Below are 18987 nucleotides of genomic sequence, written 5' to 3'. Positions count from 1 at the left end.
GGCGTGACCACCTCGCCTGCGCCGGAGCGCTCCCCCGACCGGATCTCCCCCAGTCTGCGGGTGCTGCTCCTTCTCGCGGCGAGCGCAGTGACCCTCGCCGGCGTCTACTTCGCGCGCGATCTCCTCGGACCCGTCGCGCTCGCGATCGTGATCGTGGTGATCTGCGATCCTCTGCGTCGACCGCTCGAACGGCGCGGGTGGCCGCAGTGGGGCAGCACGACCGCGGTGATCGTCGTCGCCTACCTGATCCTCCTGGTCATGGGCGCTCTGCTCTGGCTGGCCGGCACGCAGTTCGCGCGGCTCATCGCCGACCTGGTCTCGGAAGGCGGACTGGCGAAGACCGTCGATGATCTCGTCGGGTGGCTGCAGTCCCTCGGCCTGGACGAGGAGGCGTCGGCCGCCGCGGCTTCGGTCCTCGATCCGACGACGCTTCTGGGACTCGCACGCAGCATCGGCGGGACTGTGATCGGCGTCGCGACCGCACTGTTCTTCGTCTGCGCCTACATCATCTTCATGGCGGTCGACGCGGCCCGCTATCGGGACGCTCCGTCGGTGTTCGGGGCATCCAAGGCCGCGGTCATCGCCCGGATCACTCGGCTCAACACCGGTGTGCGCCGCTACTACATCGTCAACGCGACTTTCGGCGCGATCGTCGCTGTCATCGACGGTCTCGCGCTGTGGTGGATGGGCGTCCCCGCACCCGTGGTCTGGGCGATCCTCGCGTTCGTCACGAACTTCATCCCGAACATCGGCTTCGTGCTCGGGCTCGTCCCGCCCGCGATCCTGGCCTTCGTCGTCGGAGGGTGGCCTCTGCTCATCGGTGTGGTCGCGGTCTACTGCGTCGTGAACGTGGTGCTCCAGGTTCTCGTGCAGCCGAAGTTCGTCAGCGACGCCGTCGATCTCAGCTTGACCCTGAGCTTCTTCTCCGTGATCTTCTGGACCTTCATCATCGGCCCGCTCGGTGCGATCCTCTCGATCCCGCTCACGCTCCTCGCACGCACGCTCGTCTTCGAGGGCGATCCCGACACGCTCTGGGTGCGGTGGCTCTCGGGCGACCGCACCGCGGTCCCGCCGACACCGGAGCCGGAGCCCGCCCCGGCGGCGACACGGCGAGGCCGACGGCGGCGCATACCTCGTCGCCGCTGAGCGGGCGGCGCAGGACGCTCCGGCTGTAAATCACCAGGGGTGAGTTGCGGTCGATCCGTGGTCCGGCGACCCCTCCGGTGGAATCGTGGACGCAGGAGCGCTCGACCAGGGGCGCCGGCGGATGGAGGCGATGTGCAACGTCCACTCGCAGGACTGACCAGACGCAACTTCGTCACCGAGCTGACCGCTGGCGTCACTCTGCTCGCGATCGCCATCCCCCTCAACATCGGGTACGCGCAGATCGCGGGCCTGCCGCCCACCGCCGGGCTGTACGCACTCATCGTCCCCACGGTCGTCTACGCCCTCGTGGTGTCCTCCCGGCAGCTGGTCGCCTCACCCGATGCCGCAGCCGCAGCACTCGTCGCCTCCTCGATCGGCGGGCTCGCGGCCGCCGGAAGCGCGAACTACGCGACGCTCGCGCTCGCCCAGGCCATCATCTGCGGCATCATGTTCGCGTTGCTCGCGGTCTTCAAGCTCGGGTTCCTCGCCAACTTCCTCTCCAAGCCGATCCTCGTCGGCTTCGTCGGCGGTCTCGCCCTCGACATCATGGTGAGCCAGCTCGCGAAGATGCTCGGCGTCAGCATCGACTCCGGGAAGGACTTCACCGGAAAGGTCGCTGATCTGATCGGCGGGCTCCCGACGCTCAACGGGTGGGCGGTGCTGATCTCGGTCTGCTCCGTCGCCGTGCTGCTGCTCGGCCGCAGGTTCCTCCGTGCCGTCCCGTGGGCTCTGATCGTCCTGGTGGCGACGACCGTCGTCGTGGTTCTGACCGGGCTCGACCAGCGAGGAGTCGACGTCCTGGGTGAGGTCCCCGCCGGTGCGCCCGTGCTCACGTGGCCCGTGATCGACTGGTCGCTGTGGCTCATGCTGGTCCCATCGGCGATCGCGCTGACACTGGTCACCACGGCCGAGGGGCTTCTGGTGTCGAGGTCGTATTCCGAGAAGCACGGCTACCCGTTCCACGCGAACCGCGATCTCCTGGCGTTCGGCGCGGCGAACATCGCCGCAGGCGCTCAGGGCAGCTTCTCCGTCGGCTCATCGACGTCCCGCACCGCCGCCATGGATCAGGCGGGTTCTCGTACGCAGTTCCCCGCGCTGATCCTCGCTGCCGGCACGCTCCTGCTGCTGCTGTTCGGCACCGCGCTGCTGGCCGATATCCCCTCCCCGGCGATCGGAGCGATCGTCGGCGTCGCGATCATCCCCCTGCTCGGCATCCGCGAGTTCATCGATCTGTGGCGCAAAGACCGGTTCGAGTTCCTGATCGGCGCGACCTGCTTCCTGGTCACCCTGTTCATCGGTTCGATCCCCGGGATCCTCGTCGCATTCGTCCTCGCGCTGATAAACCTGGCCAAGCGCGCGGCCAATCCGGCCATCGACGTCCTCGAGTCCACCGGCGACCCGGGTGAGTCCCTCCTGGAGGATGCGCCGGCTGGGACCATGACCGCTCCGGGGATCGTGGTCGTCCGACTCGCCGCGCCCCTGTTCTTCGCGAACGGGGCGGTGTTCTCCTCTGCGGTGAAGACCGCCGTCCGCGCCGCCGGAGAGAACGAGGTCCGTCACCTGGTGGTCGATATGGAGGCGGTGACCGACGTCGATGTCACCGGCGCCGAATCGTTCGCCTCCCTCAAGGAATGGCTCGCCGACCGCTCCGTCTCCCTGTCCTTCAGCCGAGTGCGCCCCAACACCGTGCACCGGCTGAAGGCCCTCGATCTCCTGGCTTCGGAACACGTCTACGCGACCAACCGCGAGGCGATCGCGATGCTCGCCGCTCCGGAAGCAGGACGAGCTCCCCTCGAGAAAGGCCCCTGATGGGTAGCGTCATCGGAGACATCCTCCCGCTCGCGCTCGGCGTGGCGATCAGTCCGATTCCGATCATCGCCGCAATCCTCATGCTGCTCTCGCCCAAGGCGAGGGTGACCAGCGTCGGCTTCCTCTTCGGCTGGGTGCTGGGGATCGTCGTCGCGGTGACGGTCTTCACGCTGGTGTCCTCGCTCCTGCCGGAAGATGACAGCGACGCGTCGCATCCGATCCGCGGCGCGGTGCAGCTCGTTCTGGGGGCTCTGCTCTTCCTGCTGGCTTTCGGGCAGTGGCGCAAACGCCCCCGGCCGGGCGAGGAAGCCGCACTGCCGAAGTGGATGAAGGCGATCGACACGATCACCTTCCCATTCGCGTTCGGGCTCGGCTTCCTGCTGTCGGCGGTGAATCCCAAGAACCTCATCATGGCCGCCGGCGCCGGCACGGACATCGGTGGCGCGGCGCTTCCCGTGGGGTCGATCGTCGTGGTGATCGCCGTGTACACGGTCATCGCCGCCTCGACGGTGCTCGTCCCGGTCATCGGCTACCTTGTCGCCGCCGATCGGCTCCGAGCGCCCCTGGATGCTCTCCGCGGTTGGCTGGCGGCGGAGAATGCCGTCATCATGGCGGTTCTGCTGCTGGTCATCGGCATCTCGATGATCGGCAAGGGCATCGGCAGCTTCTGAGGCACGGCAGCGGGGTTGTGGGAGGAGGGATGACGTGGGCGAGTTGATCCTGGACCTCGTGCCCGTCGCCCTCGGCGTCGTGCTCAGCCCCCTCGCCATCATGGCCCTCGTCGCCGTGCTGCTGTCCCGCAACGCGAGGACGAACGGGATCGCCTATCTGCTCGGCTGGTTCCTAGGCCTCGCAGGCATCATGACACTCGGTCTCTGGCTCTTCCCGATGCTCGCGGTGCACGAGCACAACGAGCCGCCCCTGTGGGTGCCCGTGGTCCGCCTGCTGATCGGTGGCTTCCTCGTGTCGGCGGCTGTCTGGGTCTACCGGAAGGGGCGTGCCCGTATCGAGCAGATGGCGACAGCCGCTACTCCTCGCGACGTGGTGGACGCTTCTCCCCAGCTGCCCGGCTGGCTGCATTCCGTCGAGTCGTTCCGGCCGGGGCGCACCTTCCTGCTCGGCCTCGGTCTGTTCGTGCTCAACCCCGTGGATGCGTCATGCGCCATCCTCGCCGCGCTGGACATCACGCAGTCCGGCGTCGCGCCCGGTGCCGCAACCGCTGTAGCCGCCGCGTTCGTCGTGCTCGGCACCCTGCCGATCGCTCTGCCGGTGTTCTTCGTCCTCGTCCGTGGTGCGCGCGCCCAGCCCGTGCTCGACCGCATGCGCTCCTGGATCGCCGGCAACACACACGTGCTCAACGCGGCGCTGCTTCTCGTGATCGGCGCCCTCCAACTCGAGAAGGCGATCGCCGCACTGATCTGAAGTCCACACGGGGACGCGCAGAGTTCACCCGGATGAAGCGCACCCGACTCTGATGACCCCACGACTCGCACCGCAGTACGTTGAACGCGGCGGGGAGCCGCATCGTTCCACCGAGATGAAGGAAACCCACGATGGCTCGCGAATTCCAAGGCAAGATCGAACTCGACGTGCGCGATTCCGTTCCTGACTGGGACGCCTTCCGACCGCCGACCCCGCCGAGCGGCGCTCCGAACGTGCTGGTCGTCCTGTACGACGACACGGGCATGGCGGCGTGGTCGCCGTACGGCGGACGGATCAACATGCCGACGATGGACCGTCTCGCTCAGAACGGCCTCACCTACTCCCAGTGGCACACGACGGCGCTGTGCTCCCCCACCCGGTCGACGTTCCTGACCGGACGCAACCACCACCTCAACGGCTTCGCGACGATCTCCGAGTCCTCGACGGGCTTCCCCGGCTACAACTCCCACATCCCCGATTCGAACGCGACCATGGCGCACGTGCTCCGTGACGCCGGCTGGTCGACCTTCTGGGTGGGGAAGAACCACAATGTGCCGATCGACGAGTGGACTGCCGGTGCGTCGAAGAAGCACTGGCCGCTCGCTCAGGGGTATGACCGCTTCTACGGGTTCATCGGCGGAGAGACCAACAACTGGTACCCCTCGCTGGCTGAGGACAACCACTACATCGACCAGCCGTACCTGCCGGAAGACGGGTACCACCTCTCGAAGGACCTCGCCGACCAGGCCCTCACGATGATCCGCGACGTCAAGCAGACCGAGCCGGAGAAGCCCTGGTACCTGTGGTTCTGCCCCGGCGCGAACCATGCTCCGCACCACGCCCCTCAGGAGTACATCGACAAGTACAAGGGGCAGTTCGACGACGGCTACGAGGCCTATCGCGAATGGGTGCTCGCCCGGATGATCGAGAAGGGAATCCTCCCCTCCGACACAGATCTGACCACGCTGAACCCGATGACCGACGGCACGTTCAATCCGACCGACGAGGTGCGCCCGTGGGACACGCTGAACGCCGAGGAGAGGGCCATGTTCTCGCGGATGGCCGAGGTCTACGCGGGTTTCAGTGAATACACCGACTCCCAGGTCGGCCGCATCGTCGACTACCTGGAGGAATCGGGGCAGCTGGAGAACACCCTCATCATCTACTGCGCCGACAACGGGGCGTCCGGCGAGGGCAGCCCCAACGGCTCGGTCAACGAGGGCAAGATCTTCGGCGGATACCCGGACGACGAGGCGGAGAACCTCCGCATGGTCGACAAGCTCGGCTCGCCGGAGACCTACAACCACTACCCCACCGGGTGGGCGGCGGCGTTCTCGACTCCATACAAGATGTTCAAGCGGTACACCTATCAGGGCGGCGTGTGCGACCCGCTGGTGATCCACTGGCCCGCCGGGATCAAGTCACGGGGAGAGGTGCGCCATCAGTACCACCACTCGACCGACATCGTGCCCACGATCCTCGAGGCGTGCGGCGTGACGTTCCCCGAGACCTACAACGGCGTCGAGCAGACGCCGCTGTCCGGAGTCTCGATGGCGTACTCGTTCGATGCCGCCCCCGACGGGGCGACCGAGAAGAAGACACAGTACTACGAGATGCTCGGCCAGCGCGGCATCTGGCACGAAGGCTGGAAGGCCGTCGCGGTCCACGGTCCGATGAGTGGCATCAGCAACTTCAACGAAGACGAGTGGGAGCTTTACCACACAGACACCGACCGGGCCGAGGCCAAGAATCTCGCGGCCGAGCACCCCGACAAGCTCGCCGAGCTCAAGTCGCTGTGGATGGAAGAGGCGAAGACGAACAACGTCCTGCCTCTGAACGATCTGCAGATCATCGGGAACCCGAAGGACTTCGAGACGTTCATCGCCATGGAGTTCCACCAGCCGGCTCCGCCCTCGGGCCGATTCGTCTACTACCCGGGCACGAGTGAGGTTCCGGAGCGCTCTGCGGCGAACACCCACGGCGTCTCTTACAAGATCGCCGCCGAGGTCGAGTTCACGCCTGAGACCGAGGGCGTCATCTTCGCGCACGGCTCGCGCTTCGGCGGCCACGCCCTCGTCGTCAAGGACGGGCAGGTGCACTACGTGTACAACTTCCTCGGCATCCCGCCGGAGGACCGGGTGTCCGCGCCCGTTCCCACCTCCGGGAAGCACATCATCGGCGTGGAGTTCACGAAGGAAGGCATGGGCGAACACCGCGAGGGGGTCGGACCGGTGAAGCTCTACATCGACGACGAGGTCGTCGGTGAGAAGCAGATCCGCACGGTGCTCGGTCACTTCTCCTTGTGCGGCGAGGGCCTGACGATCGGTCGAGACAGCGCCGATCCCGTGTCGTCGCTGTACGGGTACGGTTTCGACTTCACCGGGGGCGAGATCGCTAAGGTCGTGTTCGACATCGCCGACGACGCCTACCTCGACCTCGAAGCACATCTGGCAGCAGCCATGGCACGCGACTGAGTCGCTCTCCCCGCGGCGGCTGCGTGCGCTACTCGATCCCGAGAGCGTGCGCAGCCGCCGTCACGCTGTCCCGGTCGGAGACGCCCAGCTTGCGGTAGATGTTGCGCACGTGCGTCTTGACCGTGTTCGGGGAGATGAACTCCTGCTCCGCGATCTCCCGGAGCGTCGCGTTGCGACTCAACGCCGTGAGCACGATGCGTTCGCGACGGGTGAGCTCCTCCTCGATGAGGACTCCTGCTGCGGTGAGACGTTCGCGGACGCGATCCGCGAAGCGACCGCGTGATCCCGGAGTCGCGCGCGCGGCGAGAAGGCGCGCGACGACCGGCCCGGCGTCGGCGAATCGTCGGATGTGCTCCTCCGGTTCGGCCAGGGCGAGCGCGAACGACAGCGACACCTGCGCCTGATCGGGACAGCCGGCCTGCACGTCGATACAGGCAGCGACCAGCCAGGCGTCGATCATCGACGCAGGGAGAAGGCACGGCGCCACCCCTTCCAGCACCGGAGCGAGAGCGGCCCGCGCCGGCTCGAACGCCTGATCGTGCAGCGCGGCGATCGCGCGGAGCACGGCCACCTCGCCGACCTCGCCGAGAGCGTCTCCGACGTCGTGGATGAAGCGGTCTCTGAGGGCGTACTCTCCGAGCGCGTTGAAGGCGCGGATCGCGAAAGTGCTCGTCATCGCATACCAGTGCACAGGCAGCGGCATGTCGTCGCGCGGCGCGAGGTTCTCGAGGAGAGCGAGAGCCGCCGCGTGCGCGTCGATGGCGCCATCGACGTTCAGCAGGGCGATCAGGCCTCGCAGACCCCGTGCGATCGCCGGCTCCGTTCCGGACTCGATGATCCCGGTCGCCGCGCGCAGCGTCTGATCCACATCGGCGACAAGCATCTGTTCGAAAGGCACCCAGTACTGCCACACCCGCGTGACCTCGTAGAAGGAGTCCGCAGGCATGCCGAGCGCGCGCCAGCGCTCATCCAGCAGCGCGCTGGAACGCAGCACTTCTCGCATCTGACCTCGGAAGAGATCGGCTGTGTTCAGGATCGCGGCCGCCTGCAGCTCCGCCGCGGCAGTGCCCGCGGCGTGAGCGTGGTCCCCCGCGAGCCGGGCGAACCGGTCGGCATCGTTCAACGCCCCCGTATACAGCTCTGCCATGGCAGCCTGCAGGAATACATAGGTGTCGAGCTGCGACTCCCCCGACACCTCGTAGAGACCCGGCTCCAGCCGGTCGAGCGTTTCCGAGAGGCCCCCGCGACGCACGGCTGTGTGCAGCTCCAGGCCCTTTCGCCATTGACGGACCGCAACGGAATCCTCAAGGTCCGAGTCCGACTCGAGCAGCGCCGCAGCGCCGGCCGCGTCTCCCTGTGTGAGCTCGGCGGACGCCGTCAGCATCCGCATGGCAGGCTCCGCGAGCACAGGTCGAGGAAGACGCGCGATCGCTGCGACCACCTCAGCCGCATAACCCATGAGGATCAGCTGCAGCCCACTGCGACGGAGGATCCGTGAGGTCGCGCAGTCGTCGCCGCTCCGCGCGGCGTGGAACATGGCGCGCTCGTGCTCCTGCTCGGCCGCGAACCACTCCGCTGTCACGCTCTCGAGCTCCTCGACGGCCGCCTCTCCTCTGTCCTTCAGGCGGGCATAGAGGAACTCCCGCAACAGCGGATGGTAGTGATACCAGACCGGTTCTTGACCGCTACGACTGATCAGCACGTTGAGTCGCATGAGCTGTTCGATCAGCGGTTCGGCCGGCATTCCTCCTGTCAACTGCGAAGCTAGAGCCGGCGTGAACGACTCGGGCACCGAGGTGAGCACGAGGAACTCACTGAGACTTTCGTCGAGATCGGCGAAGACCTCCTCGGCGAAGTAGTCGGTCACCGTCGGAGAGTCACCGCGCAGCGGGAGGACCGTGGCGAACGAATCATGCAGCGCCGCCAGCTCCAGCAGCCGGAGTCCCGTGGCCCACCCCTCGGTACGCAACAGCACGGTGGTGATCTCGCCCTGCGAAAGGCGCATCCCCCTCGCGTGGAAGAACGCTCGCACCTCCGCCGGTGTGAATGCCAGGTCACGGCTTCCGAGTTCCAGTGCCATGCCGACGATACGTCGACGCGCAAGAGGCAGACGCCGGGTTCCGCGTCCGGAGACCACGACGTGGGCGGTACCCGGCACTGCGCTCAGGAACGCCGACAGCATCTCGGCGAGTGACCCGGTCTCGATGAGGTGGACATCGTCGATGATCACGACTACCCGACGGCCCGCGGCGCGGAGGGCTCGGGCCAGATCTCGCGCCCTCTCCGTCGACCACGGCCCGGTGAGGCGGTCGAGTGCCTCGCGCAGCGAGGGGTCTTCGATGCTCCGAAGGGCAGACTGCAGGGGGTCGAGGTCCCGATGCCAGCGCTGGAGCGAGAGCCACACCACACGCGATCGATCGTCGTCCAAGGAGGTAATCGAATGCGCCCACTGGGTGAGCAGCCGTGTCTTGCCCGACCCCGCGGGGGCCGACAGGACGGTGAGTGTCCAGGGCTCGTCCAACGCGGCGGAGAGTCGTGACAGCAGTCGGGCTCTGGGGATGTCACCGGGGCCTGCAGGGAGCGGAGGGATCCGCGCTGAATCGACGTCTGGCTGTTCTTCGACCATCAAGAGCCCCCGGTGAAATGTTAGATACTACGTCCTCCCCTTCTCGAAGTATCCCACCATGGGAGCGCGCACATCAAGCAACTTTCGTCCAGAACCCTCATCGGGCGACCGAGCTTCTCACCCGGACGAAGCCGACCACCGAGGGCAGCACGGCCCCGAACAGCAGAGCGAGCCCCACCCCGAGAAGCGTCTCCACCGCGCGTTCCGCGAATCGAGCCCCCGGAGGCTCCGGCGAGGTGGACATGATGAGGGTCAGGGCGAGGAACGTGGTGAAGCCGGGGACGACGTACCACCGGCTCTCCTGGATGGCACATGTCGATCCGATGACAGCCCCGACCACGAGCCCGGTGACGAGACCTCCCGGAGCCAGGACAGCCAGGCCCGCGGCCGCGAACGCTCCGATGAGCACCGATGCCGCGCGCCCGATGCTGCGCGAGATCAGCTGCCCCCTGACCGGACGCATGACGAGGAGCACCGCGCCCGTCGCCCACCCCACGTGCTCGAGATCGAGAACGAAGCCGATGGTGGCGGCGAGCGCCGCAGCCATGCCGAGGAGGATCCCGTAGACCAGGAGGGCTCGCCCCCGAGGTACAGGACTGGCGGCACGCGCCCGCTCTTCACGCTCGGGCCAGAGCAGGGAGACCATCCACGCGTACACGGAGCCGGCGACGATGCAGGCGGCGAATCCCCCTGTGACCGAGGACCAGGAGAAGCTCAGCCCGATCCCGGTCATCGGCAGCACCAGAACGAGGATCAACTGCCCGAGCCGACCTCGTGGGGCGTTGAGACTCGCGACGATCGCGAGCCCGAGCACGGCGAGCACGGCGACCACGGGCCACTCCGCCAGCAGCGCCCCGAGAAGCAGGCCGAGGGCGCTGAGCGTGCCGACGACGGGGATGATGGCGCGGGCTCTCCTGCGTGGGGGGAGACCGAAGGCGGCGGCGGGTATCACGCCGATCCCGAGCGCGACACCGAGCGTCGGATGGAAGGGGGCGACGAGCATCGCCGGCGCGGCGAACAGCAGGCCGAGGCCGAACCGCGACCATCGCCAGCTCAGTCCGGCGTCATCACTCATCCATCGCTCCCTCAGCTCCGTCTACCGGCTTCCCGATCCGCGGCCGCGACGCCGTCACTCACCGATGCGTGCACGCGACCGTGCGATTCCAGTCCGAGGAACCAGGGTGTGCGGCGAGCGACAGCGGCTGCCCGCTCGGGAAGCGCTGCGATGTGCAGCACGATGCCGAGCTGAGCGAGCTCTCCGTCGAGGTTCTCCAGAGCGTCGAGGACGGTGATCGTCATCACCTCCTGCTGCTTCAGACCCAGCACGAGCACGCGGACCGGCTGCTCCTCCGCCTCGACCAGGGCGAGGATCTGCTTCTCGTTGGCCATCGCGTTCGCCGTGTAGAGCCCCCGTTCGAGACGGAGCCCCAGAGCGTCGCCGATGCGAGCGTCGACCGTCACCTTCGGCACATTGAGCTCGCGGAGCACCAGGATCAAGGTCACGACCACACCGACCGCCACTGCCGGGAGAAGGCCGGCGGTGAGCCCGAGGATCGCGACCGCGAGCGCGATCCAGAAATCCACCGGACTGATCCGCGCCCACCGCACGAGCTCGGGGATGTTGATGAGCCCGGCGACGGCCACGAACACCATCGCGGCCAGCGTCGCCTCGGGGAGCAGGCTGAGAACGGGTCCCAGGAAGAGCGCGACCAGCACGGCGAGCACCACGGTGACCAGGGTCGCCGCCTGGGAGCGCGCCCCCGCACTCTGATTGACCGCGCTCTGCGAGAAGCCTCCCGCGGCTGGCATCGTGCCGAAGAATGCGCCGACCGTGTTCGCCGCGCCGGTCGCGAACAGCTCCTGGTCGCTGTCGATCTGAGGTTCGCTCGCCGCCCGCAGGCTGCGGGCGACGGCCGCGGACTCCAAGAACGCCATCACGGCGATAGCGAGCGCGCCGGGCACGAGGACGACCGTCTGCGAGAAGTCGGGCACACCCGGAACGGGGAGCCCGCTCGGCACCGGGGCGATGAGGTCGACGCCGTAGCGATCCAGACCAGCGAGGGCGACCAGGAGGATCCCGGCGACCACCACGACGAGTGCGCCCGGCACACGCGGGGCGAACCGCTTGAGCACGACGATCACGAGGATCGAGCCGGCAGACAGCGCGACCGTCGGCCAGTTCACGCTGTCGAAGGCCTGTGCCACTGCGCCGAGCGACTTGAGGAATCCATGACCGGAGAAGTTGTAGCTCTCGCCCAGCAGCTTCGGCAGCTGTCCGACGGCGACCGTCGCGCCGACACCGATCTTCAAGCCGAGAACAGTGGCTCCGCTGATGTTCTCCACGAGCGAGCCGAGGCGACAGAGTCTGGCGATCAGCAGGATCACTCCCACGAGCAGCGTGAGCATCATCAGAGAGCCGATCGCATCGTCCGATCCCGCGGCGACTCCCGCGGACACCAGGGTCGTCGCGGTGAGGGTCGCGATCGTCGAGGTCGTCGACACGCTCATGGCGCGGCTTCCACCGAGGAACGCGTAGACCAGCATCGGCAGGATGCACGTGTAGAGCCCGACCTGCACCGGAAGATTGGCGATCGTCGCGTAGGCCATCCCCTGCGGGATCACGACGGCACCAGCGGACAGACCCGCGACGACGTCACGGACCACCCACTCCCGGCGGTACCCCTCGACCGTGCTGAACAGCCATGGCGGTCTTCTCGTCGCGGTCATCCGCTTCTCCGTCCTCCGGTCGTCTGAAGCGTACTGCGGGGGCATGCGGGGATCGAGTGATCGCACGATCGGCTCACCCTGGTGAACTCCACCGGGAATCGGTGCGCGTGCTGGCGCGTGCCGAGTATCGTCCGACGGGGCCGCCACCGGGCGGGCCGGTTTAAGAAGGAGTACACATGGGTTTTTGGGGATCGTTCTGGGACATCATCTGGTGGTTCCTGCTGGCGTTCGTCTTCATCTCGTACCTGTTCGCGCTGTTCGCGATCGTCGGAGATCTCTTCCGCGACCGGCAGCTCAACGGCTGGTGGAAGGCAGTGTGGATCGTCTTCCTGATCTTCGTCCCGTTCCTCACGGTGCTGGTGTATCTGATCGCTCGGGGCTCCGGCATGGCCGAGCGGAGCGATGCGGAGGCCGCGAACGTTCGCAGCGCCGCTGACGCCTACATCCAGCAGGTCGCCGGCACGAGCCCGAGCGACGAGATCGCCAAGGCGAGGGCACTCCTCGATTCCGGCACCATCACGGCCGGGGAGTACGAAGCCATCAAGGCCAAGGCGCTCAGCTGAACCCAGGAGGGCGCGACCAGTCGGATCGGTCGCGCCCTCCTCGCGCCCATTCGAGTTGTGCACAATTGAATGACGTGCAATGCTATCTTGGTGCCGATGACCGATGAGATGCTCTGCTTCTCCCTGTACTCCGCCGCGCGTGCCACCACGCAGGCATACCGGACGCTGCTCGCCCCCTGGGGTCTGACGTATCCGCAGTATCTGGTGCTCGCCGCACTCTGGCTCGACGGCGAGCAGACGATCGGGTCGCTGGGGGCGGTGATGCGCCTGGACTCCGGCACGCTATCCCCCCTCGTCCGGCGACTCGAGCAGGCCGGACTCGTGACCAGGACACGCGGCCGCGACGACGAGCGTGTGGTGACGGTGACCCTCACCGACAAGGGCCAGGACCTGCGGGCCGAGGTGGCCCCCATCCACACCACCATCGCGTCGATCTCCGGGCTCCAGGACGAGGAGCATCGCCGTCAGCTCATCGCCGAACTGCACGACATCACCGACCGCCTTCAGAAGACCACGAAAGATCTCGCCGACGCCCACCAGAGCGACCGGCCCTGATCGACATCCCGAGAGAGAACGGAATCGCCATGCGCGCACTCATCCACCCCACCTTCGGCACTCCGGAGGAAGTCCTCCGAGTCGAAGATCGACCTCTTCCGGAGCCCGGCGAAGGCCAGGTCCGTCTGCGGATCGTGCTCTCCCCCATCCACAACCACGACCTGTGGACCGTTCGCGGCACATACGGCTTCAAGCCGGAGCTCCCCGCCGCGTCGGGGACCGAGGCCCTCGGCGTCGTCGACGCGCTCGGTGCCGGAGTCGAGCACCTCGAGGTGGGCCAGCGCGTCGCCACCGGCGGAACCTTCGGCGCCTGGGCCGAGTACATCGTGACGAATGCCGCCGGGCTGATCCCGATCCCGGACGGCCTTCCTGACGAGACGGCGGCTCAGCTGGTCTCGATGCCCTTCAGCGCGATCACGCTGCTGGACTTCCTCGATGTGCAGGCCGGCGGCTGGATCGTGCAGAACGCCGCGAACGGAGCTGTCGGACGCATGCTCGCTCAGCTCGGCTCAGCGCGCGGAGTGAACGTGCTCGGGCTGGTGCGTCGGACAGCGGGGGTCGACGAGCTCCGCGCACAGGGCATCGACAGGATCGTCGCGACCGATCAGCCCGATTGGAAGGAGCAGGTCGAGGCGATCACCGGAGGTGCGCCGATCACCGCCGGCGTCGATTCCGTCGGTGGTGCATCCGCCGGCCAGGTTCTCTCGCTGCTCGCGGAAGGCGGCACGTTGGTCGCGTTCGGAGCGATGGACTCCCCCACCATGGAGATCGCCTCCTCCGACGTGATCTTCAAGCAGGCCACAGTGAAGGGCTTCTGGGGCAGCAAGGTGATCCCGAGCCTCGATCAGGCCACCCGTAGCGCACTGTTCGGTGAGCTGTTCCAGCGCCTCGCCGACGGCAGCCTGACGTTGCCCGTGGCCGGCATCTTCGACGCCGCCGACATCAGCGCGGCCGTGCGTGCGAGCGACACCCCGGGTCGCGTCGGCAAGGTGCTGCTGCGCTTCTGAGCTGCACGCCGACGAGGGACTTCCGGATGTCGGCGCCCCGGTGCAGAGTGTGGCCATGGAGATCACACTCGGACAGCCCGATGGGCTCGTCGTCAGTCCTGCATTCAGCCATGTGGCCGTCGTCCCGCCAGGGGCGACGACGGTGTACGTCGGCGGCCAGAACGGTGTCGACGTCACCGGAGCCGTCGTCTCGAGCGATGCCGGCGAGCAGTCCGCTCGCGCCGTCGAGAACGCCAGGATCGCCCTCGAGTCCGTGGGTGCAGGACTCGAAGACGTGATCAGCTGGACGGTGCTGATCCATCAGGACGCGGACCTGCGCGCGGCGTACGGTGCGGTCGCCTCACGGCTGGCGCGGGACGGAGCCCCACCCCTCGTCACCGCGGCGCTCGTGGCGGGCCTCGGAGTCCCGGGTGCCCTCATCGAGGTGAGCGCGGTCGCGGCCGTGCTCCGCCCCTGAGCGGACGACGCTTCCCGCGATGTCCCGGCGCGGGGTCAGATCCTTCCCCGCACCGGTGTGCGCTCGACGCCGTCGTCCTCCGGCGCGGTCATCTCCGCACGGACTCCGAGCAGTCGCACCTCTCGCTCCGGATCGAGCGTGCCGGCCAGCGCCGCGGCAACCGCGACGAATTCCGCACGGTCCGTGGTCGGCGCGGAGAGCTTGCGGCCGAAGGTCTTGGTCTCGAACGGGGCATATCGCACCTTGAGGTGCACGCGGACGACCGGCCGCCCCTCCACCGCGCAGTCGTCGAACGCGTGGGCGGCGAGATCGCGGATCGCCGCATCGACCTGCTCCGGCGTCGTGAGGTTCTCCTGGTACGTCGTCTCCCGGCTGTGGCTTCGCGCAACCCACGGCGTGTCGTCGACGCTGCTCGGGCCGATCCCTGAACCCAGCCCGTGATACCAGACGCCCATCCGCGGTCCGAACTCGGTCACGAGGGTCTGCTCGTCCGCCTCGGCGAGATCTCGCACCGTCGCGATGCCGTGGACCGCGAGACGCTTCTGCACCTTCGGCCCGACACCCCAGAGGTCGCGCGTCGGCTTGTCGCCCATCACCTCGAACCAGTTGTCCGCGGTGAGGCGGAACACACCGCGGGGCTTGCCGAACTCGGTGGCGATCTTCGCCCTGACCCTGTTGTCCCCGATCCCCACCGAGCAGTGCAGCTGTGTCGCCTCGAACACGGCTTCCTGCGCGGACGAGGCCACACCTTCGGGAGAGTCCGTCTGCACCCCAAGGAAGCACTCGTCCCATCCCACCACTTCGAGCACCACGCCCGGCAGCGCACGGAGAGCAGCCATGACCTCGTCGGATGCCCGAGCGTAGGCGTCCCGATCGACCGGGAGGAACACGGCATCGTCCGGCGCCTTCCGCGCCGCGATCTTCAACGGCATGCCCGAGCCGATCCCGAACGCACGGGCTTCGTAGGAAGCGGTCGACACCACCGCCCGCTCGGTCGGATCGCCGCGTCCGCCCACGATCACCGGGCGACCGCCCAGCTCCGGTCTGCGCAGCACCTCCACCGCGGCGATGAACTGATCCATGTCCACGTGCAGCACCCAATCGGCCATGCAACGAGTGTGACCGGTGCCGACGTGGATGTCACCCCTCGATCGTCACCGGATCGCGAGGCCGATCGCGGTGACCACGACAGCGAGCAACGGCAGGGTTCCCTGCATCGCCGCAGCACGCACCTTGGTCCGATCGGAGAGCACGAGCACGAGCGCGGCGGCGAGCATCATCCCGGTTCCGGCGAAGACGAGGGTAAGCCCCGCCGTCTCGGCTCCGACGATCACGAGGCCGATACCGAGCAGGGCCGTCAGTGCGAGGAAGAGGTTGTAGAAGCCCTGGTTGAAGGCCAGCTGCTTCATCGTGACCGCGTCCGCCTCGCTGGGGACGCCGAAGATCTTCCTCGTCTCCGGCTCGGTCCACCGCAGCGACTCGAGCGCGAAGATGAAGACGTGGAAGGCCGCAGCTGCGGCGGCGAGGACGAGACCGACGATGAGCATGGGCTGATTCTTCCGTTCCCGGGGGCCGGGAGCAAGCCGACAGCACCGGCGCGCACGAACCTCCTCGTCACAGGAGGAAGATCGGAAGAAGTCCCGGGTTGTGTGCGTGTACCAGCACGGCGAACACCACAGCATCGAAGAGCAGGTGCACCGTCACGACATAGGCCAGCGAGTGCGTCCGCACGAAGATGTACCCCTGCAGCAGGGCGAACGGGATCGTCAACAGGGGTCCCCACTCTCGGTAGCCCAGCTCCCACAGGAAGGAGACGAAAACGATGGCCTGCAGGACGTTGGCGAGCAGGTCGGGAAAGTGTCGGCGCAGCAGGGCGAACACGGTGCAGATGAAGAACAGCTCGTCCCAGATGCCCACGGCGCCGACCCCGACGAAGAGACGGGCGATGAGGTCAGGAGTGTCCACGACCGGCCAGTTCTGGTACACCCCGCTGGTGATGAAGTAGAAGGGCAGGATCAGCCACCCCAGCAGGAGCACCGCCACGAGCCACCCCCATTGCAGCCGTCCCCAGCGCTTGTGCGTGCGCCAGGGGAAGCCGATGGCACGGTCTCGATAGACGAACCTCGAGATCAGGTAGGGCACCGCCACCGCGCCGCCCAGGGCGAGCGTGAACCGCAGCATCGCGAGGTTGTCGAGTTCCGCTGCCAGCGGGATGATGCTCACGATCAGCATGCCGATCGCGATCAGCGAGAGATCGCGGGTGAGCGAAGGACGGCGTGGGCTCCCGGCTGGATCCGCACCCCGCTCACCGCCGCGACGTTCGACGACACGGCGTTCGAGGAGACCGGCGACTGCGATGCCGGCGGCGAGGAGCGTCCAGCCCAGCCACGGGATCTCCAGCACGAAGAATGCCGGAGCAGCGGCGCACACGAGCAGGGCGGGAAGGAGCCCCGTCCGCGACGCCGTGTCGCGCCGCGTGTCGGTCACGCGCGGGTCCTGCGCCGGTACACGAGATCGCGGATATCCCGTCCCTTCGCGATGCCCTTGCGCTCGAACGCGGTCATGACGCGACCGTCGAAGCGTTCGGCCCACTCCCCCTTGAATGCGCGCTCGAACAGCGGATCCGCGTCGAGCACATCGCGCATCTGCAGGGCGTAGTCCTCCCAGTCGGTCGCGAGCCTCAGCAGGCCGCCGTCACGGAGCGCTCGCGCTGCGGCGTCGCCGAATCCCGGTCTCACCAGGCGTCGCTTGGTGTGCTTCTTCTTGTGCCACGGGTCAGGGAAGAAGATCCACACCTCGCGTGCTGCCGCCTCAGGGAGGAACGATGAGAGGACCTCCGGCGCATTCGCCTCGACGACGCGCAGGTTGCGTGCGCCCTCCCTGTCGGCGTCGAGCATGGTCCTGGCGAGGCCGGCGCGGAACACCTCGACGGCGAGGAAGTCGTCCTCGGGGCGCGACGAGGCCGCGGCCACGATCGCGTGGCCTTGGCCCGATCCGACCTCCACGTAGAGGTCAGCGGTGCGCCCGTACTCGGTCGCAGGATCGAGGCGCGCCTCGGGGTGCACGGAGGTCCAGGCGACGTCACGGGGAACGTCGAGCAGATAGTGCGGGCCGAGCTCGGCGAAGGCGCGCTCCTGCGCGTCGGACATCCGGCCGCTGCGGCGCACGAACGACACCGGCTCGTCTCGGAAGGTACGGGGTTCGGGCATGTTTCCAGGGTAGCCGTCGACGTCCGTCGCTCCGGCGTCCCCGATTCCCGGGCTCAGGCCGTCGGCGCGGTGACGAAGTCGATGAGCTCCTCCACACGGCCGAGCAGCGCCGGTTCCAGGTCCCGGTAGGTCGTGACCTTGGAGAGGATGTGCTGCCACGCACGCGCGATGTCGGCCTGCGTCTCGTGCGGCCAGCCGAAGGCACGGCAGATGCCGACCTTCCACTCGATGCCGCGCGGGATCTCCGGCCACTTCGCGATGCCGAGGGCCCGAGGCGTCACACACTGCCAGACGTCGACGAACGGGTGGCCGACGATGCGCAGATGGCGTCCGTGCGGGCCCCGGGCGACCGCGTCGGCGATGCGCGATTCCTTCGAGCCAGGGACGAGGTGGTCGACGAGCACGCCGTACCGCCGAGTCGCGCTGGGTGGCTCTGCGGCCAGCAGGTCGTCGAGCAGGTCGACGCCCTGGAGGAACTCGACGACGACGCCCTCGACCCGCAGGTCGGCACCCCACACCTTCTCGACGAGTTCGGCATCGTGCTTGCCCTCGACGAGGATTCGGCTGGGCAGAGCGACGCGGGCGCGCTGATCGGCCACCACGAACGATCCGGATGCCGTGCGCCGCCGCCCTTGATCGGCAGCACCGGGCACGATCAGCCTCACGGGTGCGCCGTCGATGAGGAACCCTCCGCCGAGGGGGAACAACCGCCGACGGCCCACGCGGTCCTCCAACTCGACGCTGCCGCCCTGGACACGTGTGACCGCACCGCAGAAGCCGTCGTCGGCGACCTCGACCACGAGATCCGGCTCGGCCGCGACCTGGGGCACCTTCTTCGCGCCGCGCTCGCGCCAGCCCGCCGCGAGCACGTCGGAACCGTAGATGTCGTCCATGCCTTCCAGCGTATGTGCCTCCGCTGAGGGCGAACGGCGAACCCGTGTCGAGTGCTGTCGCGTGTCGGGCCCAGTGCATAGACTCGTGGCATGGGGCTC

At 67.8% G+C, this 18987-nt stretch carries 17 protein-coding genes; 9 read left to right on the top strand and 8 right to left on the bottom strand.

Annotated elements, in window-relative coordinates; genetic code table 11:
* The first annotated feature begins 3 nt into the window (after positions 1 to 3).
* The 5 genes from ILP86_RS07440 to ILP86_RS07420 all read left to right on the top strand — a co-directional run bounded on the left by ILP86_RS07440 (position 4) and on the right by ILP86_RS07420 (position 6851).
* Entirely contained in the window at positions 4 to 1146 is a 1143-nt protein-coding gene (locus ILP86_RS07440) for an AI-2E family transporter (RefSeq protein ID WP_231728723.1), read from the top strand.
* Positions 1147 to 1278: 132 nt separating this feature from the next.
* Positions 1279 to 2955 carry a SulP family inorganic anion transporter gene (locus ILP86_RS07435; protein ID WP_193761698.1) on the top strand — a complete coding sequence of 559 codons (1677 nt, stop codon included), beginning with the start codon at positions 1279 to 1281 and terminating at the stop codon, positions 2953 to 2955.
* Entirely contained in the window at positions 2955 to 3626 is a 672-nt protein-coding gene (locus ILP86_RS07430; RefSeq protein WP_061015256.1) for a GAP family protein, read from the top strand. The genes ILP86_RS07435 and ILP86_RS07430 overlap by 1 nt, the downstream gene beginning before the upstream one ends.
* A 34-nt stretch (positions 3627 to 3660) precedes the next feature.
* Positions 3661 to 4377, top strand: a complete 717-nt coding sequence (locus ILP86_RS07425) for a GAP family protein (RefSeq protein ID WP_113681327.1) — start codon at positions 3661 to 3663, stop codon at positions 4375 to 4377.
* A gap of 131 nt (positions 4378 to 4508) precedes the next feature.
* Positions 4509 to 6851, top strand: a complete 2343-nt coding sequence (locus ILP86_RS07420) for an arylsulfatase (protein WP_193761697.1) — start codon at positions 4509 to 4511, stop codon at positions 6849 to 6851.
* Positions 6852 to 6879: 28 nt separating this feature from the next.
* Here ILP86_RS07420 and ILP86_RS07415 read toward each other — a convergent pair whose 3' ends face one another.
* The 3 genes from ILP86_RS07415 to ILP86_RS07405 form a co-directional block, all read right to left on the bottom strand.
* On the bottom strand, positions 6880 to 9477 hold the full coding sequence (locus tag ILP86_RS07415) for a LuxR C-terminal-related transcriptional regulator (RefSeq protein WP_193761696.1): 2598 nt from the start codon (positions 9475 to 9477) through the stop codon (positions 6880 to 6882).
* A gap of 97 nt (positions 9478 to 9574) precedes the next feature.
* Entirely contained in the window at positions 9575 to 10552 is a 978-nt protein-coding gene (locus ILP86_RS07410) for an FUSC family protein (RefSeq protein WP_193761695.1), read from the bottom strand.
* A gap of 11 nt (positions 10553 to 10563) precedes the next feature.
* Complete coding sequence (locus ILP86_RS07405; protein ID WP_193761694.1) at positions 10564 to 12204, bottom strand: SulP family inorganic anion transporter; 1641 nt, start codon at positions 12202 to 12204, stop codon at positions 10564 to 10566.
* A 176-nt stretch (positions 12205 to 12380) separates the two neighbouring features.
* Here ILP86_RS07405 and ILP86_RS07400 point away from each other — a divergent pair, with 176 nt between their 5' ends.
* The 4 genes from ILP86_RS07400 (at position 12381) to ILP86_RS07385 (ending at position 14786) form a co-directional block, all read left to right on the top strand.
* Positions 12381 to 12767, top strand: a complete 387-nt coding sequence (locus ILP86_RS07400; protein WP_058631330.1) for an SHOCT domain-containing protein — start codon at positions 12381 to 12383, stop codon at positions 12765 to 12767.
* Between the two features lie 96 nt (positions 12768 to 12863).
* Complete coding sequence (locus ILP86_RS07395) at positions 12864 to 13322, top strand: MarR family winged helix-turn-helix transcriptional regulator (protein WP_227750928.1); 459 nt, start codon at positions 12864 to 12866, stop codon at positions 13320 to 13322.
* 29 nt (positions 13323 to 13351) lie between these two features.
* Positions 13352 to 14329 (top strand): zinc-binding dehydrogenase, encoded by a 978-nt coding sequence (locus ILP86_RS07390; RefSeq protein WP_046749441.1) that lies wholly within the window; start codon positions 13352 to 13354, stop codon positions 14327 to 14329.
* A 55-nt stretch (positions 14330 to 14384) separates the two neighbouring features.
* Complete coding sequence (locus ILP86_RS07385; protein ID WP_046749442.1) at positions 14385 to 14786, top strand: RidA family protein; 402 nt, start codon at positions 14385 to 14387, stop codon at positions 14784 to 14786.
* A 35-nt stretch (positions 14787 to 14821) separates the two neighbouring features.
* On the opposite strand, the gene ILP86_RS07380 is transcribed toward ILP86_RS07385, so the two are convergent.
* The 5 genes from ILP86_RS07380 to ILP86_RS07360 all read right to left on the bottom strand — a co-directional run bounded on the left by ILP86_RS07380 (position 14822) and on the right by ILP86_RS07360 (position 18888).
* On the bottom strand, positions 14822 to 15895 hold the full coding sequence (locus ILP86_RS07380) for a DNA polymerase IV (RefSeq protein ID WP_193761693.1): 1074 nt from the start codon (positions 15893 to 15895) through the stop codon (positions 14822 to 14824).
* Between the two features lie 45 nt (positions 15896 to 15940).
* Positions 15941 to 16333, bottom strand: a complete 393-nt coding sequence (locus ILP86_RS07375; protein ID WP_061015248.1) for a DUF1304 domain-containing protein — start codon at positions 16331 to 16333, stop codon at positions 15941 to 15943.
* Between the two features lie 67 nt (positions 16334 to 16400).
* A complete protein-coding gene (locus tag ILP86_RS07370) occupies positions 16401 to 17273 on the bottom strand; it encodes a CPBP family intramembrane glutamic endopeptidase (RefSeq protein ID WP_046749445.1) in 873 nt (290 codons plus the stop codon).
* Entirely contained in the window at positions 17270 to 17995 is a 726-nt protein-coding gene (trmB, locus tag ILP86_RS07365) for a tRNA (guanosine(46)-N7)-methyltransferase TrmB (protein ID WP_193761692.1), read from the bottom strand. Before trmB ends, ILP86_RS07370 begins: the two co-directional genes overlap by 4 nt.
* A 53-nt stretch (positions 17996 to 18048) precedes the next feature.
* The gene (locus tag ILP86_RS07360) at positions 18049 to 18888 is read right to left on the bottom strand and encodes a DUF3097 domain-containing protein (protein ID WP_193761691.1); all 840 of its coding nucleotides are present in this window, start codon (positions 18886 to 18888) and stop codon (positions 18049 to 18051) included.
* Positions 18889 to 18987 lie beyond the last annotated feature (99 nt).

Source organism: Microbacterium sp. R1 (assembly GCF_015159725.1).
Taxonomy (GTDB): domain Bacteria; phylum Actinomycetota; class Actinomycetes; order Actinomycetales; family Microbacteriaceae; genus Microbacterium; species Microbacterium oxydans.
The sequence above is the reverse complement of the archived record's forward strand: the minus strand, read 5'-3'. Positions and strand labels throughout refer to the sequence as shown.

Excerpts from the sequence above, each read along its gene's own strand:
- ILP86_RS07400 (WP_058631330.1), top strand. The coding sequence starts at position 12,381 with ATGGGTTTTTGGGGATCGTTCTGGGACATCATCTGGTGGTTCCTGCTG.
- ILP86_RS07430 (WP_061015256.1), top strand. The coding sequence starts at position 2,955 with ATGGGTAGCGTCATCGGAGACATCCTCCCGCTCGCGCTCGGCGTGGCG.
- ILP86_RS07410 (WP_193761695.1), bottom strand. The coding sequence starts at position 10,552 with ATGAGTGATGACGCCGGACTGAGCTGGCGATGGTCGCGGTTCGGCCTC.
- ILP86_RS07415 (WP_193761696.1), bottom strand. The coding sequence starts at position 9,477 with ATGGTCGAAGAACAGCCAGACGTCGATTCAGCGCGGATCCCTCCGCTC.
- ILP86_RS07405 (WP_193761694.1), bottom strand. The coding sequence starts at position 12,204 with ATGACCGCGACGAGAAGACCGCCATGGCTGTTCAGCACGGTCGAGGGG.
- ILP86_RS07380 (WP_193761693.1), bottom strand. The coding sequence starts at position 15,895 with ATGGCCGATTGGGTGCTGCACGTGGACATGGATCAGTTCATCGCCGCG.
- ILP86_RS07395 (WP_227750928.1), top strand. The coding sequence starts at position 12,864 with ATGACCGATGAGATGCTCTGCTTCTCCCTGTACTCCGCCGCGCGTGCC.
- trmB (WP_193761692.1), bottom strand. The coding sequence starts at position 17,995 with ATGCCCGAACCCCGTACCTTCCGAGACGAGCCGGTGTCGTTCGTGCGC.
- ILP86_RS07390 (WP_046749441.1), top strand. The coding sequence starts at position 13,352 with ATGCGCGCACTCATCCACCCCACCTTCGGCACTCCGGAGGAAGTCCTC.
- ILP86_RS07385 (WP_046749442.1), top strand. The coding sequence starts at position 14,385 with ATGGAGATCACACTCGGACAGCCCGATGGGCTCGTCGTCAGTCCTGCA.
- ILP86_RS07360 (WP_193761691.1), bottom strand. The coding sequence starts at position 18,888 with ATGGACGACATCTACGGTTCCGACGTGCTCGCGGCGGGCTGGCGCGAG.
- ILP86_RS07375 (WP_061015248.1), bottom strand. The coding sequence starts at position 16,333 with ATGCTCATCGTCGGTCTCGTCCTCGCCGCCGCAGCTGCGGCCTTCCAC.
- ILP86_RS07420 (WP_193761697.1), top strand. The coding sequence starts at position 4,509 with ATGGCTCGCGAATTCCAAGGCAAGATCGAACTCGACGTGCGCGATTCC.